The organism is Flavobacterium sp. (genome assembly GCF_027482425.1).
GTDB lineage: Bacteria > Bacteroidota > Bacteroidia > Flavobacteriales > Flavobacteriaceae > Flavobacterium.
In genome coordinates this window covers 17,198-41,646 of the sequence record NZ_JAIXWA010000074.1, presented here as the reverse complement: position 1 = coordinate 41,646, position 24,449 = coordinate 17,198, and the positions used below count along the sequence as shown (strand labels likewise).

21 protein-coding genes are annotated in these 24,449 nt (G+C 38.0%); 14 read left to right on the top strand and 7 right to left on the bottom strand.

Annotation, left to right across the window (positions count from 1 at the left end; all coding sequences use genetic code 11):
* Together Q0037_RS10975 and Q0037_RS10970 are read right to left on the bottom strand one after the other, a co-directional pair.
* A partial coding sequence (locus Q0037_RS10975; protein ID WP_297518294.1) for a DUF262 domain-containing protein occupies positions 1-861 on the bottom strand: 861 nt, incomplete at its 3' end.
* Positions 862-866: 5 nt separating this feature from the next.
* Positions 867-3,932, bottom strand: coding sequence for a type ISP restriction/modification enzyme (locus Q0037_RS10970; RefSeq protein WP_297518292.1), 3,066 nt, complete (start codon positions 3,930-3,932; stop codon positions 867-869).
* A gap of 223 nt (positions 3,933-4,155) precedes the next feature.
* On the opposite strand from Q0037_RS10970, the gene Q0037_RS10965 reads away from it, so the two are divergent.
* The 7 genes from Q0037_RS10965 to Q0037_RS10935 all read left to right on the top strand — a co-directional run bounded on the left by Q0037_RS10965 (position 4,156) and on the right by Q0037_RS10935 (position 13,513).
* Entirely contained in the window at positions 4,156-4,752 is a 597-nt protein-coding gene (locus Q0037_RS10965; protein WP_297518289.1) for a hypothetical protein, read from the top strand.
* Between the two features lie 96 nt (positions 4,753-4,848).
* Positions 4,849-5,211 (top strand): hypothetical protein, encoded by a 363-nt coding sequence (locus Q0037_RS10960; RefSeq protein ID WP_297518286.1) that lies wholly within the window; start codon positions 4,849-4,851, stop codon positions 5,209-5,211.
* A 3-nt stretch (positions 5,212-5,214) separates the two neighbouring features.
* Entirely contained in the window at positions 5,215-6,768 is a 1,554-nt protein-coding gene (locus Q0037_RS10955) for a DNA modification methylase (protein WP_297518283.1), read from the top strand.
* Positions 6,769-7,198: 430 nt separating this feature from the next.
* Complete coding sequence (locus tag Q0037_RS10950) at positions 7,199-7,534, top strand: hypothetical protein (protein WP_297518280.1); 336 nt, start codon at positions 7,199-7,201, stop codon at positions 7,532-7,534.
* 4 nt (positions 7,535-7,538) lie between these two features.
* Complete coding sequence (locus Q0037_RS10945; RefSeq protein ID WP_297518277.1) at positions 7,539-7,934, top strand: hypothetical protein; 396 nt, start codon at positions 7,539-7,541, stop codon at positions 7,932-7,934.
* Between the two features lie 13 nt (positions 7,935-7,947).
* Positions 7,948-8,250 (top strand): hypothetical protein, encoded by a 303-nt coding sequence (locus Q0037_RS10940; protein ID WP_297518274.1) that lies wholly within the window; start codon positions 7,948-7,950, stop codon positions 8,248-8,250.
* A gap of 469 nt (positions 8,251-8,719) precedes the next feature.
* Positions 8,720-13,513 carry a LamG-like jellyroll fold domain-containing protein gene (locus Q0037_RS10935; protein WP_297518273.1) on the top strand — a complete coding sequence of 1,598 codons (4,794 nt, stop codon included), beginning with the start codon at positions 8,720-8,722 and terminating at the stop codon, positions 13,511-13,513.
* A 120-nt stretch (positions 13,514-13,633) separates the two neighbouring features.
* Here Q0037_RS10935 and hisS read toward each other — a convergent pair whose 3' ends face one another.
* Entirely contained in the window at positions 13,634-15,040 is a 1,407-nt protein-coding gene (gene hisS, locus Q0037_RS10930; protein WP_297518270.1) for a histidine--tRNA ligase, read from the bottom strand.
* Between the two features lie 239 nt (positions 15,041-15,279).
* Here hisS and Q0037_RS10925 point away from each other — a divergent pair, with 239 nt between their 5' ends.
* Positions 15,280-16,527, top strand: coding sequence for an ABC transporter permease (locus Q0037_RS10925; RefSeq protein ID WP_297518266.1), 1,248 nt, complete (start codon positions 15,280-15,282; stop codon positions 16,525-16,527).
* On the opposite strand, the gene prmC is transcribed toward Q0037_RS10925, so the two are convergent.
* Both prmC and Q0037_RS10915 read right to left on the bottom strand, forming a co-directional pair.
* Positions 16,528-17,379, bottom strand: coding sequence for a peptide chain release factor N(5)-glutamine methyltransferase (gene prmC / locus Q0037_RS10920; RefSeq protein ID WP_297518263.1), 852 nt, complete (start codon positions 17,377-17,379; stop codon positions 16,528-16,530). It lies immediately after the preceding gene.
* 2 nt (positions 17,380-17,381) lie between these two features.
* Positions 17,382-17,867, bottom strand: a complete 486-nt coding sequence (locus Q0037_RS10915) for a GNAT family N-acetyltransferase (protein WP_297518260.1) — start codon at positions 17,865-17,867, stop codon at positions 17,382-17,384.
* Between the two features lie 26 nt (positions 17,868-17,893).
* Here Q0037_RS10915 and ribD point away from each other — a divergent pair, with 26 nt between their 5' ends.
* The 3 genes from ribD to Q0037_RS10900 all read left to right on the top strand — a co-directional run bounded on the left by ribD (position 17,894) and on the right by Q0037_RS10900 (position 20,441).
* On the top strand, positions 17,894-18,937 hold the full coding sequence (ribD, locus tag Q0037_RS10910; protein WP_297518257.1) for a bifunctional diaminohydroxyphosphoribosylaminopyrimidine deaminase/5-amino-6-(5-phosphoribosylamino)uracil reductase RibD: 1,044 nt from the start codon (positions 17,894-17,896) through the stop codon (positions 18,935-18,937).
* Entirely contained in the window at positions 18,930-19,538 is a 609-nt protein-coding gene (locus Q0037_RS10905; RefSeq protein WP_297518254.1) for an HAD family phosphatase, read from the top strand. Before ribD ends, Q0037_RS10905 begins: the two co-directional genes overlap by 8 nt.
* Positions 19,539-19,835: 297 nt before the next feature.
* On the top strand, positions 19,836-20,441 hold the full coding sequence (locus Q0037_RS10900; protein WP_297518251.1) for a YigZ family protein: 606 nt from the start codon (positions 19,836-19,838) through the stop codon (positions 20,439-20,441).
* Here Q0037_RS10900 and Q0037_RS10895 read toward each other — a convergent pair.
* A complete protein-coding gene (locus Q0037_RS10895) occupies positions 20,438-20,842 on the bottom strand; it encodes a thioesterase family protein (RefSeq protein ID WP_297518249.1) in 405 nt (134 codons plus the stop codon). The genes Q0037_RS10900 and Q0037_RS10895 overlap by 4 nt on opposite strands.
* Positions 20,843-21,029: 187 nt before the next feature.
* Between Q0037_RS10895 and dnaA the strand changes: the two genes are divergently transcribed.
* Genes dnaA through Q0037_RS10880 form a run of 3 tightly spaced genes read left to right on the top strand, consistent with a single transcriptional unit; the run spans position 21,030 to position 23,688 of the window.
* Positions 21,030-22,457: a chromosomal replication initiator protein DnaA gene (gene dnaA / locus Q0037_RS10890; RefSeq protein ID WP_073363332.1), complete on the top strand. Its 1,428-nt coding sequence runs from the start codon at positions 21,030-21,032 to the stop codon at positions 22,455-22,457.
* 41 nt (positions 22,458-22,498) lie between these two features.
* Positions 22,499-22,966 carry a low molecular weight protein-tyrosine-phosphatase gene (locus Q0037_RS10885; protein WP_297518247.1) on the top strand — a complete coding sequence of 156 codons (468 nt, stop codon included), beginning with the start codon at positions 22,499-22,501 and terminating at the stop codon, positions 22,964-22,966.
* Positions 22,966-23,688, top strand: coding sequence for an SAM-dependent methyltransferase (locus Q0037_RS10880; protein WP_297518244.1), 723 nt, complete (start codon positions 22,966-22,968; stop codon positions 23,686-23,688). The genes Q0037_RS10885 and Q0037_RS10880 overlap by 1 nt, the downstream gene beginning before the upstream one ends.
* Before the next feature lie 28 nt (positions 23,689-23,716).
* On the opposite strand, the gene Q0037_RS10875 is transcribed toward Q0037_RS10880, so the two are convergent.
* Positions 23,717-24,352, bottom strand: a complete 636-nt coding sequence (locus Q0037_RS10875) for a peptidoglycan-binding protein LysM (protein ID WP_297518241.1) — start codon at positions 24,350-24,352, stop codon at positions 23,717-23,719.
* Positions 24,353-24,449 lie beyond the last annotated feature (97 nt).

Below are 24,449 nucleotides of genomic sequence, written 5' to 3'. Positions count from 1 at the left end.
GTAATATTCATACATTACAAACAAATCGTTCAAAGATGTCTGGGTATCATTTGAATAGTTTTCACATACCTTCCAATCGTCCATAAATTGGTCTTCCTTCTGCTTTTTCAATTCTCCGTCACCAATATATTTTTTTTGAATCTGACCTATTAAGAAACTCTTAATTAAGTCCGCATTGGACAAATCCAATCCTCTATCGTTTAGGACTTGAAATAATTTAATAGCAAATGCCACTGACTGACAATCAATCCTAATAATTTTTACACTATTAAAAAGATAATTTATCAATCCACCCGCATCATCTTTACCTAAATCTTTTAATTTGTTGGTAAAGAAATGTGCTGTATTTATAAACTTATGTTTTGGTTCGTCCTTTCTTAAATCTTGTTTTGTTGGTTTTTTTAGATTGGTGGTGTCACCATTTAATACAATAGAATCAAAATCACTTTGATGGTTAGAATGGGTGCGTAACCTCAATCTTTCAAATCTATCATTAAATCTAATTGAACTACCTATAACTTTATTGTCAATAGCAAATGGGTCAGAATCTAATAAATCTTCATTTATGTTTGGGAACAAATCTCTGTAAACGCAAAGTAAGATGGTTAATGTTGTTAACCTTTGTTGACCATCTACAATATCTAAATAACTTGTGCTGTCCTCCGATTTAGCAGTAATTACCGAACCCAAAAAATAATTTGGGTCATTCTCTTTAGCTTCCAATAAATCATCCCATAACTTTTCAAGTTGGTCATCACCCCAAGAATAGGGTCTTTGGTATCTTGGTATTTGATATAAACTATCCGTATTCCCGAATAATTGTTTAATGGTTAAACTACTTGGTCTAAAAATATCTTCCATAATTTTTACTCAATTTCAATTTTATCAATTTCTTTCATCAATCTGTCGGTCTCGGTTAACGCAACGATAATCTTCATATAATGTCTTATGTCGTCTATTTGAAGTTCTCTATCTTTTCGGTCTTTTAACCATTTTTGTGCCGGTTGATAACCTCCAATATAAAAGTTCCACGCAACTTCCGGGACATCCTCAAAACATTGTGTTTCGTTGATGTAAACATTACTATTTTCATATTTGGTTTTACCGACAACATTAGTTCCGGTGTGTGGATATTTGGAGATTGGTTTGTCCACCACCGCACTTTCTAATAAATGGATTTGTCTAATCTCACCACCCAACTTAACCAATTTCCAAAATGTATCTTTATTTTTTGGATAGGGAACTCGCGGAAAATCTATTTTTAGAAACTCCTTATATTTCTCTCGGTAGGTTGGACAATGTAATACAGCATAGATGTAATCCAAAATATCAATTGGAGCAAAAGTATCTTTGGTCATCTCTTTCTCGGTAGTAAAGGTTAACCCAATTTTTCCGGATATTTCTTTAACAATATCAGTATTAAGATTAGGAGTTCTTTCTGATGATATGTCTATGGTTTGTTGTCCGTTTTTGTCGGGGTATTTGTATAATGGAAAAGTTGAGGTTATTTCACTTGTTCTATTAGAAACATACGAACTTTCTATTATTTTATTAGATATAAAGGCGTGAAAATAATTATCTCCTGTTTTGAATTGTTTACAAAGTGACAATCCCAAATTCTCTCCTTTGAGAAAATTATACATAATTTTTTCTCTTGCTCGTTCAACAATTTTCATATCGTAGTAAATATACCTATCGTCAAACAAACGATAAGAAATTGATTTTATCAATGATTTATCGGCTTCAATTGAGTAGAAATTTTCAACATTTGAAATTAAATCATCTTTTTTGTAATTTATTAAAATCGCATCTTTAGCCGTTGCTATTCCTACATTATTTATGGAAAATAAATCGCTAATTAAAAAACCTTTAGAATACTGATTCTGAGCCTCAAAATCTTTATTAACAAAGAAAAAATTAGGAGAAACATTGGGAAGTTCTTTATATTTTATTGAGCCAATAGTGTTTTCAGTCAATAAATTATATTTGAACTCTCGTTTGCCATATAAATCAAAATGAAATACTTTCCCTAATTCACTTGGTTTTTTCTTTCCGGTTTTTACAAACAAGTTTATAGAAACTCCCTGCATAATATCAAATACATTTACATCAGGACTTCCGTCAGGTGCGGTTTCTTTTTTCTTGCTATTTCCGTGAAGGTCTATTGTGTATATCTTATCATAGGTTTTAAGTAAGTTCCAACGCATCCCTCTAAAAGTAGGATTATCTAAAAACCCGTGTGGGTTAATAAATGCCAAAACTCCTTGTCCGTTTTTTTCAATGTAATGTTGTCCATATCTTAAAAACTTTACATAGTCATCATTTATCCATTTTGGGTTTCTTTCCTGAAGTTTTTGAACTCCACCCGGCTCTTTTTTATAATCTTCCATCAACTTCATAATCCACTCTCCCTTATTAGCACTTTCTCCACTATAAGGTGGATTCCCAATAATACACATAACAGGTGTGTCCCTTTTTACCTCATTGGCTTGGTCTGCTTCATCAGAAAGTAAATTTCCCCATAAAGTTCCTGAATCAGGGTGTGGTTCTTCTAATGAGTTGGTAAGAAAAACTCGTAGTCGTTGGTCTTTTGTTGGAACATAACCTGTTTCGGTTAACAACATATCTAATTTTAGATGTGCCATCGCATAGGATGCCATCAACAACTCAAATCCGTTGACACGAGGAATCAAATCATCCTCCACATACTTACTCCAAATCCCTTGCATACCTTCATACTTCTTATGAATATGTTTGATGGTCTCCGCAAGAAAAGTTCCTGTTCCGGTTGCAGGGTCTAATATCTGAACCTTGTGAACTTCTTTTTCAATTTGTTTCCCTTGATAATTAACTTTGATTTTCTTCTTACTTGAATCAGCCAATCCTTCCGGTAAATCAAATTCTGTTTTTAGTATATCATCCACAGCACGCACAATAAAATTAACTACCGGTTGAGGTGTATACCAAACCCCTCTTGCTTTGCGAAGTGCTGGATTGTATGCCCCCAAGAATGTTTCATAAAAGTGAACTACGGGGTCTTCTTGTTTGGTTGACTTACCAAAGTTTTTCATAATGGTAGCAACATCAGAAGCAAGAAAAACATTCACTAATTCATCAATTATCCATACCAACCTTGTATCTAAATCTTCATCGGCAATATCCTTAAATAACTTTCTTAAAAATGGGTTACTCTTTGGAATTAACTTGACCGCTTCTTCCCTTGAAAAGTTTTGTAGTGTTGGGTCGTGGTAACGAGCCGCAAACATTCCATAGGCAATTGTTTGTGAATATAGGTCAGAGAAGGATTTATTATCAATATCAGATATCAACATCTTTTGAAAAGATAACATTTGTCTTTTCAAATTTGACAAATTTTCATTTTCATCATCCTCATTCAATGACTTTTCAATAATGTCAGCCATTAAACGAGCCTTACCCGCCATCATCTCCGCAAGTCGTGTTGGGGACTTTATAGATTGTGAAATAGTTTCACAAAAATTCTTAAACAATTGGGTAAATTGGTCATAGTTTTCAGGTTGTGGAACGATAGAACCATTTTCAACTTTACCAATGGATATTTTAGTTGTAAAAATACCATCTCTATAAAAATGAAAATCTATATAATCGGTTATAATCAAGTTAGCAAGACCTGTTTTATATCGGTCAAATTGTTCTTGATTACCGGTTTTCTTTTTTCCTTCAAGGTCTTTGTCACCAACATCTTTAGCTTCAATAAATCCAACAGGTATATCGCCACGAGTGATAATATAATCGGGTGCACCACAAGATTGTCTTTTAGGTTCGTTAGTCGCACGAATATCGGTAACTAAAGATTCTAACAAGTGCTGTAAATCACCACGAAATGTATGCTCCGTTGCATTTCCTAACCTAAATCGTTGATTTATGGTTTCAATATATTGATGTAAAGTCATAATTGTAATACTAAAAAGACAAATATAATACAAAAAAAACTTTTAATTATTTGACTTTTTTATCTTAATCATCTACTTATTGTAAAGAGAGAAATACTTCATACGAGATAGTCATCATAAAGTGGTCGGTTATTTTAATCATTAAGATTAAAAATCCTTTACAAATAGTATCTCAAAGTCATTTTGTATCAAATAAACTTTAATAATTAAAGATAGATTTATTATGCTAACTAATGAATGGTATACAAAGATTGAAATATTAAAATTATATCCTATTTCATCATCAACTTACAAACAAAGAATTAAAAATATTGACCCCACCAAAACTAAATTTATAACATCTAAATCAGGTTCACCAACTCGTTACATACATCATTCTGTGTTAGATGAATTATTTAGAAAAAGAAGACGATTGAGTAAAAAGGAACATAACCAAACAATTAAATGGGTTAGAAATCATTATTGGAGTTATTTTGGAGATGTAGTGCCCGGAAGTTCAAATGTAGATGACCTAAAAAATAAGATGAGACATTTATTTGGTGAACTTAAAAACTTACAGATGGAAAAGAATCAATTAACTCTATTCTATGCAATTGAAAAGAATACGGAAGACAAATACTACCACACACACTTTTTAATTGATTGTGCAGAAGATATGCTCGTTGCAGAGGACATTGTAGACAAACTTGAACTTATATGTGACCCCAATTCATATAAAGAGGGACGAATTTACCTCAAAGAGTATGACTTGACTTATGAAAAGGGTGGTGCAATATATAACTCAAAGGAGAAGAGATATTTTTATGAGGTGTTGGGGTGAACTAAACATAAATAACATAATATCAATGACTTAAAAAAGACCAATTGAACCTTTATATTTTTTTGCTAAATTGCGAGGATTATTAAAAATACAATTATGGGTTTATTGGTTACACTTAACGAAGAGGGTTTTCAAACCTTAAAAAAAGATAGGGAAGTTATTATAAACAAAATTAAAGAACTTGAGTTGGTTCTAAACGAACTTGACCCGGCATATAAAATACTTCAACCATTTTACGAACCGAAGATTGATATTTCATTAAGTGACATACAGGAGGAAAATGTTTATGTGGGAAGTGTGTTTGTTGTTCCCGGTGACAAAGCGGTGAAAAGACGAATAAAATTCGTCATAAACTCTGTTAGTCAATACAAAGACATAAATGACGAAAGATTATTGGAGGATGCCAAAAAAATCGCAAGAGATGAACTAATTAAATTCTACCCAACATATTTTGAATAGATTATGAGATTAGAAATAAAACAAATTTCAGAAGTTCGCCCAAATCCATTCATAGAGGAGTTTTACGGCAAATTTTCGTTGCAAAAGTTTGAAGACATTCAATTATATAAAAACATTGAAGAAAGAGGTATTGACCAACCAATAAAAATAACAAAATCAGGTCTTATTATATCCGGTAACAGAAGATATTATTGTGCTAAATTTTCCACTCGTTTTGACACCATTCCTGTCTTAATAGAAGATATTGAGGATTATGAGGTGACCGAGTATATGATTGTTTCACTACAACTTCAAAGAACAAAAACAGAGATTCAGGTAGCGAAAGAGTATATGATAATCGGGGAGTATTATAATATTAGTAGAGGTAAAGGAGATAAAGAAGGAAAACAAAAAAGAGATGAGTTATTAGCTAACACCAATTGTAAAGGTAGCACAATAAAAAGAGTATTGACATCCTTTAAGTTAGTAAAAGAATTGGACAACAAAATAGATGATGATTCTGCTTGGGAAAAATTAGAAGAATTAAATAAATCAAAATCTATTTCCGCAATTGAAACTTATCTAAAAAATATTGTTGGTGAAAAGAAGAATGAAAAAAAAGTAAAAAAACTTAAATTAAATAATCACGATTCATTTAAGATATATACAAGAAGTTGTGAGGACTTATCTGATATTGTTGAAGACCAAACAATTGATTGTGTCTGTTCGTCACCACCCTATCCAAATTCCATCAGAACATATTCGGAAGATGGAAAGAGTGTAAAAAAGGGAGTTAAAAAAAGTAATCTTAAACAATTAGGACAAGAAGATACAATCAAAGAATACATAGACAAAATGGTTGTATATGTTAGAGAATGTATAAGAACATTAAAACCCACCGGTAGTATATGGATTAACATTATGGATGTCCGAAAAAATGGAAATTACTTAAATGTCCCGGAGAAACTATTGTTAGCCCTTGAGAAAGAACATTTAATTACTGCACAGAAGGTGATTTGGTTCAAGAATAACCCTCCATACGACAATAACAATTTATTTCAACCATCTATGGAACATATATTTCATTTTGTTCTTGATGCTAAAAAATATAAGTGGAGAGATAATTGGTTTAATGAAGCAGACGAATTTTTAGGACGAATTACCTATGGAAATAAAGATAAAAAAAGAAAATTCAGGAATGTATTTTTCTATGAAACTAACAAGGATGAAAGAAATGAGAATGACGGAGCCGGTATGGTTAATAGTTTGATTGAAACCAATGTAATCAATAATTCCTATCTAAAAAAGTTACTTTCAAGTAAAGGACTGACACTCCTCCACAATGCTTTGTTTGATTTTGAGATTCCAATGATTTGTATTTTATCAACAACCGATAAGGGGGACTCGGTTATGGATATCTTTAGTGGTCTTGGAACATCGGGTTTGATAGCATATTGTGCCCAATGTAAATATTTTGGAATAGAGCAATCAGGTGTGTATTCAGCACAATCATATATAAGGTTTGAGGACTTTTTAGAAAAAAATCCCAAAATTCAAAGAATTGAGAATATTGAGTAGTTACTGACCACACCCGCAATCCTTAATCTTTATCTTTAAGTTTTTCTTTAATGATAAATTTATTTCATTGGCATCCTTCATATCAGACAGAAACTTATTATCGTCATTAAGTTCTAACGAAGTGGTTATTGCTTTAATTAGGTAGTTAATAATATCCTCGTTGTTATTGTAATCTTTTATGTTTATCGTAAAAGATAGGTTGGAGTTTTTTTGTTTTTTCATTTTGGTTTTATTTATAAATATTACAAACCAAAAACTACTCCTAAACAAGTCAAAAATATTTCCATTATTTGAATTTATAGTGATGTAAATAAAAATATCATTATCCAATATTGAATGCCTTAATTGTTGAAGATTTCAAAAAATTTAATTTTTTTTTAGTTTTTTTACAATAAAGTGTATATTGCAATCAATTCTAAATAAATTTTTTATGAAAAAACTATGTCTATTTTTTTGTATTGTTTTTTTAACAATATCTTGTCAAAAATCCGGAGAAACTTTAGAAGGCAAATTATATAATTCAGGATATATCTATATTCAATTTCAAATGAACGGACAATATGAAACATTTCAAAAAGCTTCACGAGATGATTTTGCAAGAGGTTGTCAAGGAGAGGGAACTTGGACTTTTCAAGGTAACAAAATTACTATAAACCCTAACAATAGTGGATGTGATTTCAATAGAAATATTGCAGGGCAATACACATTAGAAGACAATAAATTATCAAACTCAACAAACACTTTTTTCAGTAGTTATGGTAAATAAAATAATGAAAATATTCTTTTTATGTTTTACATTCTTATTTTTTAGTTGTAAAAATAAAATTAGTTCCGCACAGGAAGGAATGGATTTGATTCGTAACACCGAATGGGAACATCCCTATGATTTATCTGAAATGGGGTTGGGAAGTGTTAGCACTTACACTTTTTTTAGTTCAGACAACCTATGCTATACATATGACAAAAAAGGCGGTTATAAAAATCTTCCCAAATCTGATGGCTTAAAATATGAAATCTATTTTGAAGAGGGAAAACATAATGTGGTTCAAATTTGTGTCAATGGATGTAATAATCCGAATACATATTATTTAGAATCCGGAGACAAATTAGTTTATGTTCAATTTGGGGAAACATTAAGAACAGAACCATTAAAAAAAGTAAATTAAATATATATAAGATATGGAAAACAAAGAAAATGGAAATTCAATAACAAGATGGTGGTCTGGCGCAAGCCCAAAACAAAAAAAAAGTGTTAGTATTTTTGGCGTTTTATTTCTATTGTTAATTATAGGAGCTATGGCTGATAATAAAGAAAAACAAGGTGCTTGTGATTGTGTAGATTTACTTTTGAAAAAAGACAATCCTAATTCATATACAGGTATGACTAATGAAGAGTATAGAAAATGGGACAAATGCTACAAAATATATGCGGGTGCTGCTGGTGCAATTATTCAATGTGAGAAGAATAAAAACAATAAATAATACTAAACCTGTTCTTAAATAATTTTAATTGTTAAACCATTAAAAATATTATAAAAACACTTTTACTTAAAAACCGGAGTAAGGAAATAGAGTAAGGAAAAGTGATAAAAACGAACAATATCCAATAATGTGTGCCGTAATTATTGAGGATTTCAAAGGTTTAATTATTTTCATAACCCTGAGGTCGGGAGTTCAAATCTCCCTCTCGCTACTGGATTTTATTAACAGTCTGATTTCATCAGGCTGTTTTTTTTTGGATATAACCACGCAACTCTCAATTATTTACTCTCCTTACGTCGATGAAAAGTTAAAAACAGAAATTCATTTTTATTTGTAAGAATTTTATTATTTATTTTTCATTTAAATGCTTTTTATCGATTTTTAATGCTTTTTATCGATAATTTAGAAAGCCGTTTCTATATTTGTGGTGTCAAATCAAAATGAAAACAAAAAACTAACGTCTACTGTCATGAAAACAATACTATTCCTGACGTTTAAAAGGTTAACCCTTTTGATAGCATTACTAGTCACAACACTAGTGATAGCACAGACTAGAACAGATATTATTAACACCACTGGTAGCGGGTCTTTTACCGTACCACCAGGGGTTACTTCGGTAACAATAGAATCCTGGGGTGCAGGTGGTGGTGGTGGAAATAGCAACAGCTCTAGTACCAATGGAGGTACAGGTGGTGGCGGAGGTGCTTATGCCCGAGGGGTTCACACCGTAACTCCAAATACTACCTATTTCTATTTTGTAGGAAGCGGTGGCGCGGGTGCACTAGCAAATTCTACTGCAAATGCGGGGAATGGTCAAAATTCTTGGTTCAATGCTACAGGAACTAATGCTGTACCTACCAATAATACTTCAGGAACTCTCGGCAATGGAGGAGGCAGAGGAAATAACAATACAACAACTGCTCCATCCAACCGTGGATTAGCATCGAGTAGTTTCGGTAACCAAGCCACATCTAACGGTAATAATGGTGCTGCAGGTTCAGGTAGTGGCGGAGGAAATGGAGGAAACGGGGCTAACAGCGGTGGTGCTGGTGGTGCTGGATCAACAGATGATAATGGAAGTGATGGCGCTATACCCGGTGGCGGTGGCGGTGGAAGTAATGATAATGCTTCTTACCGGGGTGGAAATGGTGGCAACGGACAAATACGAATTACCTATGCGACCCCAAATTTGGTTGTACGAGGAAATGGAAATGTAATTGCTAATGGGGCTAGTATCCCTGCCATTGCCAATCATACTTTTTTTGGTAGTACCGATATAGTAAATGGAACTCTAAGCCGAACCTACACCATTCAGAATACAGCGAGTCAAGCTGGACTAATCATTTCAGGGTTGACTATTACTGGAGTGAATGCCGGTGATTTTTCAGTAACAACAGCACCAACCACAATAGTGAATAGCGGGAATAGTACAACATTTACAATTACGTTCAACCCTAGCGCTTTTGGAGTTCGCAACGCAACTGTAACGTTCAACACGAACGACCCAAACTTTACTTCCTTTAGTTATAATATTCAAGGAAACGGAATGAACGATGCTGATGGAGACATAATCGATGCTGGAAGTGATTTAGATGACGATAATGATGGCATTCGCGATATTGATGAATGTAGAGCCTGCACTATGGACCCTTTTCAAAATGGGAGTTTTGAGACGCCTGTTATAGCTGCCAACTCATTTTCTTTTGTACCCACTGCTAATGTAACAGGATGGCAAACCAGTGCTGAAAATGTGATAGAAATATGGAGTACCGGATTTAACGGTGTACCTGCTGCAGCTGGAAATCAATTTGCGGAGTTAAATGCCAATGTCCCTGGTGTACTATACCAAACTTTTTGTTTGAATGGCGCGGGTGGAACAATTAACTGGTCAATTCGTCACCGTGGTCGAAGCGGAACTGATACGGCTTTCGTGAAATTTGGCTCTTCGTTGGCCAATGCCCTAGCCTCTTCACCCATTGTTACAATGGTTTCGGGAAACACCTCATGGGCAACCTACTCGGGGACCTACATTATTCCATCGGGCATGCGCCAAATTGTTTTAACTTTCCAAGCGGGTCCAACCGCTTCTGGCGATCAATCGGTAGGAAACTTCATTGACGATATTCTAATTACTATTAACCAAACTTGTATTGACTCCGACGGAGATGGAGTAGCTGATTTGAATGATTTAGATTCCGACAATGATGGTATTCCTGATATTGAAGAAAATCGATTCCATAATTTGAGTAACCAAACAGGGACTATGGACAAAACAGACTCTGCCCGATGGATGGATGCTAACAACAATGGAATTAACGATTACATTGAATCAATGATTTCAGGCAGTACCTATGTGGTATTAAATTCAGATGGCGATTCAGTACCTAACTATATTGATTTGGATAGCGATAACGACTCACTATTTGACACCGATGAAGCGGGCATCCTTTTTGGAGATGGTGATATCGACGGCAATGGAAGTGGAGATTATACCGATGCCGATGGGGATGGAATCATGGACATCCATGATAATCTAACCGGATTTGGGGTAAGTGCCAAAGCGTATGCCCAAGATACTGACAATAATGGAGTCGGGGACTATTTGCAATTGGACTCTAATGCAGATAGTGTATTTGATATCACCCATGGAATTTATGCCTCTTTAGATACCAATATTGATGGCCGAATTGATGGATGGGCCGATGGCGATACGGATGGTCTTATAGATACTTTCGACACTAACTCTAGTCTTTGGGGTTCACCGCGCAATTTGGACCAAAAGCTGTATTTATCTTTTGATGGACGAAATGATTTTGCAGAAGACACGCCAATTTTAGGGGGTCTATCTAACCTAACCTTAATGGCATGGATATCCTTAAATCCTGCTTTCTCTGGAACAGGGGTAGTTGTAGGTCAAAATAACTGTTACATTCGAGTGAGTGCTACCCGACAATTACAAGTGGTTATTAACGGAAATGCTTATGCGTATACTAATGTTGCAACTTTAGACACAAGTCGTTGGTATCATGTAGGTATTACATTGGGCGCTGGCACCTTAACTATTTTTGTGAATGGCGACCCCCAAACCTTCAGTGTTTCAGGCTCCATCAATGCCGATACGAGCAATTTGACTTTGGGTAGAAATCCAGGAGCAAGCAATATGTTTTTCTTTGGAAAAATGGATGAAGTAAGGGTATTTAACACCAACTTATCCACTTCCCAATTCCAACGCATCATCAACCAAGAAATTTTTAACAATAGTTCACAAGTTCGTGGAACATTTATCCCTTTAAATGTAGGATCACTCAACTATGCCACTTTGCTTCGTTACTATCGAATGGATACTTATCGTGGGGATATTGCCGACAACTATACAACACCAACCATAGACACAGGATCAGGTTTACGCTTATTCAATGTAAAAGCTGTTGCACCACAAGAAGCTCCTATGCCCTATGTGACCATTCGTTCTGGAAGTTTAGCGACAGCTGTTAATGACCCTTCTCGCGATATTAATGGTAATGATGTACTCAATTTTGATTGGAATATCGTGGATGTGCGACACAATATCACAGAGACTACCAATAGTACTGACCTTGGAATGGTCATCAATCCCGGAGTACGTATGACCATGAACAACGATACGCGTTTGCAAAATGCTTGGTATTTAAAAATTGATGGCGTTTTGGATTTAGAAGGACGCTCGCAATTGATTCAAACCAATGCAAGTGAACTAGATGTTACTAGTGCCGGTGCCATTGAACGCGACCAACAAGGAACGAGCAATCAATTTAATTACAATTATTGGAGTTCGCCGGTGAGCGCTATCAATACCACTTTCAACAACGGTACTTTTACCGTAAACAGTATATTGAAAGACGGGACCACGGCTACCCCACAAAATATTACATGGACCAATGGCTTAAATGGCTCACCTACAGCACCGATTACCCTAAGTAACTACTGGATATTCAAGTTTCAAAACCTAACTAATAGTTATGCCAACTGGCAATCGGTAGGTGCCAACGGATCATTGAATACCGGAGAAGGATTTACCTTAAAAGGAAGTGGCGCGGTAAGTGCAAATCAAAACCTAACCTTTGTAGGGAAACCCAATAATGGAACCATTACAATTCCTATTGCACCAAGTAATTTAAATCTAACAGGAAACCCGTATCCTTCGGCTATTGATGCTAATTTGTTTATATCAACCAACAGTAGTAGCACAACGGGAACGCTTTATTTCTGGGAACATGCCGGAAGTAATAACACCCACAACTTAACAGGTTATCAAGGAGGATATTCAGTACGCAATATGACGGGGGGTGTTGGGCCTTTAGCACCTGCAGGCATCAATGGAGTTGGTACAAGTACCAAAATTCCAGGAAGAATTATTCCTGTAGGACAAGGTTTCTTTGTGGCAGGATCGACAACAGGTGGAAATATTACCTTCCAAAATAGTCACCGTACTTTCATAAGAGAGGACAATGCAACTTCCAATACATTATTCCGTCATGGAAATGCAACGCAAAACTATGTTGGAAATAATGAAGAAGACACCGTTGTAGCCGATCAATACGCACGTTTGCGTTTGGGAATGACCTCCAAAGACAATTACCACCGTAATATCTTACTAGGTTTTATGGAAGATTTAGCTTCTCATGATTATGATTATGGGTATGACGCTGAAACTATTGACAACCAAAACAACGATGTATATTTTGTAGCCCACAACAAACGTTTGGTGATACAAGGAGTGGATTATTTTGATATCAATACGATGTATCCTCTGGGAGTAAAAGCCTATGTAACGGGTGAAATCAAATTTATGATTGATGCAGTTGAGAATCTACCTACTACCCAACGTTATTATATCTTGGACAATCAAGATGGTGTTTTCCATGACATTACCGACCAACCCTTTGTAGTGGAAGTGCCACAAGGCAATACGGATAATCGTTTTGTGTTGACCTTCAAAAACACCACAGCTTTAAATACCGATGATCATGCGCTACAAAATGGAGTGCAAATGGTTTATACCAACAACAACACACAATTGACAATTAAAAATTATGTAGTAGACGCTACAATACATACTGTGGTCCTTTATAATATGCTGGGACAAGAAGTAATGTCATACAAGGTGACGGGACAAGATCAAACCCAAATCCAAATTCCTGTTCGCGGAATCAGCGCAGGAACGTACATTGCCAAAGCCATTTCAGACCAAGGAACCACCTCGAAAAAGATTGTTTTTAATTAGGGTTTAAACAATTTTGATTTGACGACGCGAAAAGCCACACCTGATCAGTGTGGCTTTTCCATTTTAAAATAAAAAAATCACGTCAATACAACGTGATTTTTAATATAAAGATAATGCGGTTTATAAAGTCGTAAGTTGCTCCCATGAACAGGCTAACACTTCTCCCGTAGCTATATTTTTAACGGAATATATCGCATTTTCAATCGATCGAATGACATAAAGAACTCCGCGCTTTTCAGCATATTTGAATTGCTTATCCCACTTGGCTGCATCCGGATATAGTTCAGCACTAATTCCTTGTCGACGCAAAGCGGTAATGGCGTGCATCGCTTCTTCGACCTCCTTGTTGCCTAAGTTTAAAAATAAAAAATGGGGAGCCGTACGAAGCGTTTCTGGAAAGAGATTCAATTCTTCCAAGACCAAATAAATTCGGTCTAACCCAAAAGAAATCCCAACGCCACTGACATTTTTCAATCCGAAAATTCCAGTCAAATCGTCATAGCGACCACCACCACCGATGGAACCCATTTGAACCCCTTTGGGAGCGGCCACCTCAACAATAGCACCGGTATAATAGTTTAAACCACGGGCCAAGGTTACATCCAATTCTAATGTAGCTTGCTGTAATCCTAACTTTTCAACTTGTTCGCCAATAAAACGCAGCTCCTCTACGCCTTTTAATCCAATTTCAGACATTTGTAATAGCGTTTCTAGTTGGGTCAATTTCTCCGAAAATGTACCCGTAAACGAGAACAGCGGTTGTACTTTATCGAGCGCAGCGGCGGGAATACCCTTGGCCAACATCTCGTCTTTCACTCCGGTCTCTCCTATTTTATCTAATTTGTCTAGAGCTACCGTAAAATCAATCAATTTATCGGAAGCGCCGATCACTTCGGCAATTCCCGACAACACTTTGCGGTTGTTGAGTTTTAAGGTCACCCCTTGCAAACCCAAATCGTGAAATACCGCATCATACAGTTGCAACAACTCTACTTCTTGCCACAAGGAGGTCGAACCTACCACATCGGCATCGCATTGGTAAAACTCGCGAAAACGTCCTTTTTGCGGTTTATCAGCACGCCATACGGGTTGGATTTGGTATCGCTTGAAGGGTAATGCCAACTCGTTTTGGTGCATGACCACATAGCGCGCAAAAGGCACGGTTAAGTCATAACGCAAGGCCTTATCGGAAATTTTGGCGGTAAACTGATTGAGTTCTACCCGTTGCTCGAGCGAAATAGTTTCTGCCGAATTCGATAGTAAAGCCTCTAAAGATTCGGGGAGTTGAATTCGATTTTTATCGTAGAAATAATTTCCGCTGTTGAGAATTTTAAAAATCAAGCGATCGCCTTCGTCGCCATATTTGCCCATAAGGGTTGATGCATTTTCAAACGAAGGTGTTTCAATGGGTTGGTAACCAAAACATTCAAAATGACGTCGCATGACATTCATAATGTAATTGCGTTTGGTCACTTCATTGGATGAAAGATCGCGTGTTCCCGTGGGAAGTCCAGGTTTTTGTGCCATAAGGGTAGGTTATTTTCATAGAAACCGTTGCAAATATCGGACATTTCGCAAACGTAAACCAAGGACTGTTTCAACATTTTTGGGAATGCTCATCGGGGCACCGATGCGTTAGGGATTGCGGCATTGTTGAAGCTCGCCCGAGGTAACGAGGGCAGCGACTGCCAAAAGCCCGGCCAACGCCCAAAAAATCTGAATCATTCCTGTAACAAAATGGCAGCCTCGTCTACTTATGGAATACCATGAATGGAGTTTTTCGCGAAAATATAAAGATTGCATTGGGGGCTATTCGCTCGCAATTGTTACGCACCGTGCTGACGATTTTGATCATTGCCTTAGGGATTATGGCTTTAGTGGGCATTTTGACCGTGGTGGCCGCTTTGGACAATACATTGAATTCGAAATTTGCCGCCATGGGATCGAATACGTTTAATATCAACCAATACGAATTTACTTCGCGACGGCGTGGTGGCGGTGAAATCGAGAAAATAAATCCGATCATCTCCTACCCCAATGCCAAAGCTTTTAAAGAAAAATACGACTATCCAGCAACCCAAACGTCTATTTATTTTACAGCGACAGCCAAGGCGGAGGTGAAATATGAAAACGAAAAAACCGAGCCAGCCATTTCGGTTTTGGGTGTGGATGAGTTTTATGTTCCCAACACGGGTTCGGAAGTGATTCAAGGACGGAATTTCAATGTTTTTGATATCACCAACAATGCATATGTATGCTTGCTAGGCAATGATTTTGTGAAAGAAGGGTTACTGAAAGACGTGACCAATCCGATTGACAAAATCATTACCATTCGCGGGGCTAAGTTTCGCGTCATTGGGATTCTCAAAGAAAAAGGGTCTACGTTTGGCAACAATCAGGACCAACGCGTGATGATCCCGATACAGATCGCCCGATCGCTGTTTTCGGCACCTAATATCAATTATACCTTGAGTACGATGGTAATGCGCCAAGAAATTTTGGATGCGGCCATTGACCACGCGCGTTTAACGATGCGACGTGTACGTCATTTGAATCCGGTGGAGGACAATAATTTTGGAATTTCACGCAGTGATGATTTGGTGCAACGTATTGCTGAGACGACAGGAACCTTGAATATCTCGGCTTTTGTGATTGGTTTGGTGACCATTTTGGGATCGTCGATTGCCTTGATGAACATCATGATTGTTTCGGTCACCGAGCGTACGCGTGAAATTGGCGTACGGAAATCGCTTGGGGCCAAACGAAGTACGATTGCCTGGCAATTTTTTATGGAAACCCTTGTCATTGGGCAGTTGGGTGGATTAGTAGGAATGCTTTTGGGTATAGGAATTGGCTATCTTTTTGCTTCCTTCTTTGATTTTGCATTTACGATTCCATGGATGGCCATGATTGCAGCCTTTATTACCAGCTTTATTGTAGCGATTGTTTCCGGATTGTATCCGGCTTTGAAAGCCTCCAAACTCGATCCAGTAGAGGCGCTTCGTTACGAATAGTCAGCGTTCGCAACGCAGCATCCGATCATTTCCAAACAAATCCTTACGTAAGATAACCGACGTAAATCCGAGTTGCTCCATAAGTTGCTTGGTTTCGACTCCTAAGTATTGATTTATTTCAAAGTATAGCTTCCCTCCTTTTTTTAAATGGTTGAGCGCAAACTGTCCAATATGACGGTAAAATAATAAGGCATCTTCATCTTCGACAAATAAGGCCAAATGGGGTTCGTGTTTTAATACATTAGGTTGAATCTCGTGTTTTTCCAACTGCCGAACATAAGGAGGATTGGACACAATAATATCAAAAAATTGATTGTTGAATCGAGTCGCCATGGCAGTAGAATCCAAAGCATTTTCATGCATGAACTGCACGTTTACCGCATTGTACTTGGCGTTTCGTTGGGCAATGGCCAATGCTTCGGAAGAAATATCAATGGCTGCGACGCTTGCCTTCGGACGATTTTTGGCAATGGCAATAGGAATACACCCAGTTCCCGTACCGATATCGAGTATTGCGCTGGTACAATTGGGGGCATCATTGAGTATCCATGCCACTAGTTCCTCCGTTTCGGGACGCGGAATTAAAGTAGCGGGCGTCACTTCAAATTGTAAATCATAAAAAAAGGTGGTTCCAATAATATACTGTATGGGTTCAAACTGTTGTAAGGCTTGGAATGCCGCTTGCCAACGTTCGGGTTGCGTTGTAGTTAAATCGGGAGTTAGCACCAAATCAATACGTTTTTTAGACTCATAAGCTTCGAGCAATAATTCAAAGAAACGACGCGCTTCTTCAGCATCATACAGCAAACTCAGTTGCGCTTCAAATTGTGCTTTCAATTGACGTAATTCCATAATTAAAGTGATTTTATCATCCATACAGGACAGCTGATGTGGCCGGTACTTCCCATGGGTGCATCCAAATAGGTAAATCCCATTTTTTGGTATACGTGTTGAGCAGCTTTCATTTGGGGTAGCGTTTCTAAATAACAGTATTGAAAGCCCCGTTGAGCCGCCGCTTCTAAACATTGTTGAATCATTTGTTGGCCCACGCCTTTACCGCGAACTTCAGGAAGGAAATACATTTTTTGCAATTCGCAAGTCTCCAAGGCTCCTTCATCGAGAGGGGCTATTCCGCCACCGCCCAGTATACGGCCTTCGGATTCTATAACAAAGTACACGGACTTGGGAGCTTGATACGATTCGAATAAGTAATCCAACTGTGGATCGGCGTAGGCAGTTCCGGTGCGTGGATAACCTTCCTGTTCAAAAACGGCACGAATCACGTTCGCAATAGGTGCGTTATCGTCGGGTTGAATTTTACGTATCGATATGGATTTCATTTGCGGGGTAATCGTATTTTTGTGGGGTGAAGATACATGAAAAATACATGCAACGGTGCTTGCAATTGGCAGAAAATGGCGTGGGGACCACCTATCCGAATCCAATGGTGGGCAGCGTGATTGTGCATAACGACAGGATTATTGGCGAAGGTTGGCATCGCAAAGCAGGTGAACCTCATGCCGAAGTGATGGCGGTACGGTCGGTTAAAAATCCGAAACTCTTGAAGGAAGCTACAATTTATGTGAGTTTGGAACCGTGTAGTCACTTTGGAAAAACGCCTCCTTGTAGTGATTTAATTTTGGAAAAAGGGATCCCGACCGTGGTGGTGGGGACTGTAGATCCTTTTGCAGCCGTGGCGGGTCGTGGGATTCAAAAACTCCGTGAAGCAGGACGAACTGTGGTGGTAGGGGTGTTGGAACGCGAATGCCAATGGCTGAATCGTCGTTTTTTTACCTTTCACAACGAGCAGCGTCCCTATATTATATTGAAGTGGGCTCAAACGGCCGACGGTTTTATAGCGCCTTTGCAAAAAGAGACCCAAAAGCCCGTTTGGATTTCGAATACCTATGCCCGCCAAAAAGTGCATCAATGGCGCAGTGAAGAGCAAGCGATTTTGGTGGGAACTAAAACGGTATTGGATGACAATCCACAGTTGGACACCCGTGACTGGCATGGAAATGCTCCGACTCGTATCGTTTTGGATCGCGAGGGAAAAATCGACCGTTCCTATCGCATTATGGATGGAACACAACCTACTTTGGTGATCACGGAGGCTAAAAAAAGTTTGTTGGACAACCGAGTTGCGTATCAAAATTGTATATTTGATAGTTCACTCCCCCAACAAATTGCTAGAATTTTATACCAAAAAGGACTGCAATCAATAATAATAGAAGGGGGTTCAAAAACCCTACAGCTTTTTATTGATGCGGGGGTATGGGATGAAGCTCGGGTTTTTGAAAGTGCGGAACTATGGGGTCAAGGCATCCCTGCACCACGTTTTGAAGCCCATTCCGCTCGAAGTGAAAAAATAGAGGACAATAACCTAAATTGGTATTACCGTTATGATTAACGCAATCATTTTTGACTTTGGCGATATCTTCATCAATTTGGAGAAAGAAGCGCAAATTGAAGCATTTAAAAAACTAGGGTTAGACGCACCCAATGACGACTTAATTGCACAAAATGATTTGTTTGAAAAAGGAAAAATCACCGAACAGCAGTTTTTGGAATCCTTTCAGCGCTTCATTCCCAAAGCCACTTTGTTGGAAATTCGAGAAGCTTGGAATACGATTATTGGGGAATTTCCTTTGGAACGATTGGAGTTTTTACAAATGATTTCAAAAAAGTACCGGTTGTTTTTGCTGACCAATACCGATGAAATTCACATCAGTCGGTTTGAACATAAAGTGGGGATGTCTTTTTACACCGATTTTTACAATTGTTTTGAAAAGGTGTTCTATTCCTACGAAATGGGCATGCGCAAACCCGAACCCGAAATATTTACGCATATCCTGAACAAATATGACCTGTCGCCCAAACGCACTTTGTTTATCGATGACAAAAAGGTCAATACCGACGCCGCAGAAGCCCTGGGATTGTATGTATGGAACTTACAAGTAGGTCAAGAAGATGTGACCGAGTTGTTTCAGCATAAGGAGTTTCCGTTGTAGGGATTAGTGATTAGTGATTAGTGACTAGTGACTAGACATTGGATTTTAAACATTAAAAAATTTCTTTTTTATTAATGTTTACACTTCATTAAACCCATTCCACTTTTACACACTGCCTCATTACCTCATTGACTCATTTACAAATTGCTTCATTTGCACATAACCCGCGTTAGGGAATGAGGGAATGTTGGAGCTCGCCTAAGGCACGAGGGCAGCGACTCCCGAAAGCCCGGGCCGGAGGTAACGCCCAAAATCGAAAGAATCTTATTATTTTTACGGTCTAAATTTTTTTGATCTTTGAAGGATACCTATCGTACTATTGCCGCGTCGACTATACCGGTTCTTTTTAAAGAAAAACAGAGTAAGTTTTTGGGCTATGCGTTTCCCGTTGCAACTGAAGCAGACGTAAAAATGCATTTGGAACGGCTTCGAAAGGAACATGTGGGAGCGGTTCATTTTTGTTATGCGTATCAATTGGGAGCAGAGACAATACAGTATCGCGCCAACGATGATGGAGAACCTTCTAACTCAGCTGGGATGCCTATTTATGGACAGTTGTTGTCGTTTGATCTTACCAATGTTTTGGTTGTGGTGGTTCGGTATTATGGGGGCATTAAATTGGGCGTTGGGGGACTCATCGCAGCGTACCGAACGACAGCACAACTCGCCTTGGAAACGGCACGTATTGAAGAACGCACAATTGATGTTCAATTTAAAATTAGTTTCGACTATCCGATGCTCAACAAAGTCATGCGTTTGGTCAAAGAACAGCAATTATCAATTATCCATCAGTCGCATGCATTGCAATGTGAACTAATTGTAGCAACCCGTAAAAAGAATGTTGAAAAATTACAGGGAGCGCTTGCGGCTTGGCATGAAATTTTATGGGAATTGATCGATTAAGAAATGGGTTCAATAATAGCCAAAACTTCGGCGGGTGGCACCACGGGACGACCCGTTTTCACATCAACAAAAACCAAGATAAAATGTGCAGTTGTTAATAACTCATCGGATTCACTGCGAATTTCGCAATCAAATTCAATCTTCACTCCTTTATATTGCCGTAATCGCGTAATGACTGTGAGAAGATCGTCGTAGCGCGCTGGTTTTTTATAGTTAATGTGCATGGAAACAATGGGCAAAGCCACACCGCTCTCTTCCAGTGCTTTATAAGAAATCCCTTGATTTCTAAGCCATTCCACGCGACCGATTTCAAAATACGGGACATAACTCCCATGATATACTACGCCCATTTGATCGGTTTCACTGTAACGAACGCGAATTTGTATTTCGTTTAATTTCATCTATATTTTTATGCTGTTAATCTATGATTTCAATTTTCTTTACAACAATATTTTCAAAAAATCAATAGGCTTTAATTTTTTTTTAACCAAAATTGTTCACATATTTGTTAACCCAAAATCAGGGAATATTTTCCCACTTTTCCTCAGCAACAGAACCTTTAACTAAAGTATTAATTTTAACAGATTTATGAGTAAAACTGCGCAATCAGTATGGGAAAATTGTCTGTCTTTTATCAAGGACAATATTCAAGAGCAAGCTTACAAAACTTGGTTTGAACCGATCAAATCCGTTGAACTTACTGATAATGCGTTGTACATTCAAGTTCCTAGTAAATTCTTTTACGAATGGCTAGAGGAACACTATGTAAAGCTGTTAAAAGTTGCCCTTACCCGTGAGCTTGGGAAAAACGCAAAGTTACTGTATAAAATTAAGATGGAAAACACCTACGGCAACAAACAGCCGTTTACAGAACAGTTGCCTAGCGCTCACCGCAGCCCGATTAAATCGCAGAATGTGGATGCTCCGTATAAAAACTTGAATCCTGAACTCAAAAATCCGTTTGTGATTCCGGGCATTCGCAATGTAAAAATCGAGTCGCAATTAAATCCGAATTACAGTTTTGACAACTTTTTGGAGGGCGATTCCAATCGTTTGGCGCGCTCGGCTGGTTTGGCAGTTGCCAACAAACCTGGGGGAACATCTTTCAATCCCTTGTTAATTTTCGGTGGTGTTGGATTGGGAAAAACCCATTTGGCCCATGCGATTGGCGTAGAAATCAAGGACAAGTATCCAGAAAAAACAGTATTATACATTTCGGCCGAAGTGTTCACCCAACAATATATTGATTCGGTAAAAAAGAACAACCGTAATGATTTTATCCATTTTTATCAATTAATTGATGTTTTAATCATTGATGATGTTCAATTTTTATCGGGTAAATCGGGAACACAAGATGTGTTTTTCCATATTTTCAACTACTTGCACCAGAATGGCAAACAAGTGATTTTGACTTCGGACAAGGCGCCTGTCGATATGCAAGATATTGAGCAACGCTTGTTGTCGCGATTTAAGTGGGGACTCTCTGCAGAGCTTCACCAACCCGATTATGAAACGCGTGTTTCGATTTTGCGCAACATTTTATACCGCGACGGCGTAGAAATGCCCAATGAGATCGTGGAATACGTTGCCCAAAATATTAAATCCAACGTACGTGAATTGGAAGGGGCCATTATTTCACTCATCGCACAATCGTCTTTCAACAAAAAAGAGGTTACCCTCGACTTGGCGAAAAGCATTGTAGAGAAGTTTGTGAAAAATGTGAAACGCGAGATTTCTATCGACTATATCCAAAAAGTAGTTTCCGATTATTTCCAACTCGACATTGACACGTTACAGTCCAAAACACGTAAACGTCACGTGGTGCAAGCGCGCCAATTAGCCATGTTTTTTGCTAAAAAATTTACTAAGGCTTCGTTAGCTAACATTGGAGCTCAAATCGGAGATCGCGATCACGCTACGGTTTTACATGCCTGTAAAACAGTCGACAACCTTGTGGCTACCGACAAACAGTTTAAAAAGTTTGTGGAAGATATCAACAAAAAGTTGTCGTTGTAGTTGGGTTTCGTACTTTTGTGCGAAACTCTTAGCCTAGTATCATGTCCGTAAAAATTTTGATGGTTTGCTTAGGAAACATCTGTCGTTCTCCATTAGCAGAGGGTCTTTTAGCCTCTAAATTACCGCAAGATCTATTCTTCGTGGACTCGGCGGGTACGGGAAATTATCATGTGGGACGTCAACCCGATGCGCGATCCATAGCCACTGCTGAGAAAAATGGGATCTCTATTGCGCAACAACGCGCCCGACAATTTACCTCTCGCGACTTTGACATCTTTGATTTTATTTTCGTTATGGACAATTCCAATTACGACGATGTGATTGCCTTGGCAAAAAACGAATCCCACAAACAAAAAGTCGATTTGATTCTCAACACCTTGTTTCCCGGCGACAATGTCGATGTTCCCGATCCGTACTACGGTTTGCAAAATGGTTTCGATATGGTGTATGAAATGCTTGACGAAGCCACAGACATTATTGCGCAACGTTTATTGGAAAAATCGAGCTAATGGAATCAAATCCCAAAGGCAAACTCTACCTCATCCCTATTCCCCTCGGCGACAACAACCCCATGGAAGTATTGCCTTTCACGGTACAACGGGTAATAGAAACCTTAGATCATTATGTGGTTGAAAACGAGAAAACAGCCCGGCGATTTATCAAAAAAATTGCCCCTGAAAAATCGCAACCTTCTTTACACCTTCGCACCTTAAACAAACATACTGAAGTTCAAGAACACCGCAGCATGATTCAACCTTGTTTGGAAGGAATATCCGTAGGTTTGATGAGTGAAGCCGGTTGCCCAGGCGTAGCAGATCCAGGGGCGGTAATCGTGAAATTAGCGCATGAATTAGGCATACAAGTGATTCCCTTGGTGGGACCATCCTCAATTTTACTTGCTTTAATGTCCAGTGGTATGAATGGCCAAAGTTTTGCTTTCAACGGGTATTTACCGATTGATAAAAGTGAAAAGAAAACTACCTTAAAAAACTGGGAACGTCTTTCTCTGGAACGCAATCAGTCGCAATTGTTTATCGAAACACCGTATCGAAACAACAAACTCATGGAAGATTTAATACAAACCTTGCATCCCAACACCTTACTTTGTGTAGCAACTGATATTACGCTTCCTACCGAATACATCAAAACTTTACGAATCGCGGACTGGAAACGAAGTAAAGTAGACTTAGACAAACGACCGACGTTATTCATACTTCATAAAAACACATAAAAAAACCTCCCTTTTGGAGGTTTGTTTTTTAATCTACTTTCGGATTTTTCTCGGCTTTAATCTGGTGAGTTTCATATCCTGCAAACCGTTTCATATAAGTCTTCACCGAGGTTCCATAGCCATCGCGGCATTTGCGTTTCCCTTGCGATTCTAAGAAACGACGTACCGAACCTGGCCCTCCCAAATGAGCTGCCGCTAAAATACCTGACTCGGTAATATAGACCCCATCAATGGTTTTTCCACGATAGTATTTGATTTCCTCTTGCAATATCCATTTGTGTTTTTTCAATAAGACTACAAAGGCTTTTTCCTGCATTTCAGGACTACGCATAAATACAGAAGGATTATGAACCCCAATAGCGGCTAATGTTTGTTTCCCAAATTGATATTTTCCCATAAATCCTTTAGAATTTACCTTTCGGTAATTGCCTTGTGATTCCTTAAAAGCAAGTGCTTCACGGAAACCAATAAAATATTTTCCCGTAAAAGGGATGGCATTGTGGGTATAATCTGAGGGGTTTAAAGAAGGATATTGATACAACAACTCCTCGTCTTCACTAATGTGAAACCAATCGTGTTCTTCAACATCGAGCGGTTTAAATGCGGAACTAATAAATCCAATAACAAGTAAAATGGTAAGGTAATACGTCCATTTTCTGATCATAAAGTGTGTTTTCCAAGCCCTGTCACCACTTGATTAGCGGGGGCAAATATATGAACTTTTTTAATATAAAACTTGAATATCAGGCAGTTAATTAATC

What these genes read in the sequence shown, in the direction of transcription:
- prmC (WP_297518263.1), bottom strand. Translation starts at nt 17,379, where the DNA reads ATGGAATTACGTCAATTGAAAGCACAATTTGAAGCGCAACTGAGTTTG.
- Q0037_RS10950 (WP_297518280.1), top strand. Translation starts at nt 7,199, where the DNA reads ATGAAAAAACTATGTCTATTTTTTTGTATTGTTTTTTTAACAATATCT.
- Q0037_RS10945 (WP_297518277.1), top strand. Translation starts at nt 7,539, where the DNA reads ATGAAAATATTCTTTTTATGTTTTACATTCTTATTTTTTAGTTGTAAA.
- Q0037_RS10885 (WP_297518247.1), top strand. Translation starts at nt 22,499, where the DNA reads ATGTCCGTAAAAATTTTGATGGTTTGCTTAGGAAACATCTGTCGTTCT.
- hisS (WP_297518270.1), bottom strand. Translation starts at nt 15,040, where the DNA reads ATGGCACAAAAACCTGGACTTCCCACGGGAACACGCGATCTTTCATCC.
- Q0037_RS10875 (WP_297518241.1), bottom strand. Translation starts at nt 24,352, where the DNA reads ATGATCAGAAAATGGACGTATTACCTTACCATTTTACTTGTTATTGGA.
- dnaA (WP_073363332.1), top strand. Translation starts at nt 21,030, where the DNA reads ATGAGTAAAACTGCGCAATCAGTATGGGAAAATTGTCTGTCTTTTATC.
- Q0037_RS10965 (WP_297518289.1), top strand. Translation starts at nt 4,156, where the DNA reads ATGCTAACTAATGAATGGTATACAAAGATTGAAATATTAAAATTATAT.
- Q0037_RS10970 (WP_297518292.1), bottom strand. Translation starts at nt 3,932, where the DNA reads ATGACTTTACATCAATATATTGAAACCATAAATCAACGATTTAGGTTA.
- Q0037_RS10915 (WP_297518260.1), bottom strand. Translation starts at nt 17,867, where the DNA reads ATGAAATCCATATCGATACGTAAAATTCAACCCGACGATAACGCACCT.
- Q0037_RS10895 (WP_297518249.1), bottom strand. Translation starts at nt 20,842, where the DNA reads ATGAAATTAAACGAAATACAAATTCGCGTTCGTTACAGTGAAACCGAT.
- Q0037_RS10925 (WP_297518266.1), top strand. Translation starts at nt 15,280, where the DNA reads ATGAATGGAGTTTTTCGCGAAAATATAAAGATTGCATTGGGGGCTATT.
- Q0037_RS10955 (WP_297518283.1), top strand. Translation starts at nt 5,215, where the DNA reads ATGAGATTAGAAATAAAACAAATTTCAGAAGTTCGCCCAAATCCATTC.
- Q0037_RS10905 (WP_297518254.1), top strand. Translation starts at nt 18,930, where the DNA reads ATGATTAACGCAATCATTTTTGACTTTGGCGATATCTTCATCAATTTG.
- Q0037_RS10880 (WP_297518244.1), top strand. Translation starts at nt 22,966, where the DNA reads ATGGAATCAAATCCCAAAGGCAAACTCTACCTCATCCCTATTCCCCTC.
- Q0037_RS10940 (WP_297518274.1), top strand. Translation starts at nt 7,948, where the DNA reads ATGGAAAACAAAGAAAATGGAAATTCAATAACAAGATGGTGGTCTGGC.
- Q0037_RS10935 (WP_297518273.1), top strand. Translation starts at nt 8,720, where the DNA reads ATGAAAACAATACTATTCCTGACGTTTAAAAGGTTAACCCTTTTGATA.
- Q0037_RS10960 (WP_297518286.1), top strand. Translation starts at nt 4,849, where the DNA reads ATGGGTTTATTGGTTACACTTAACGAAGAGGGTTTTCAAACCTTAAAA.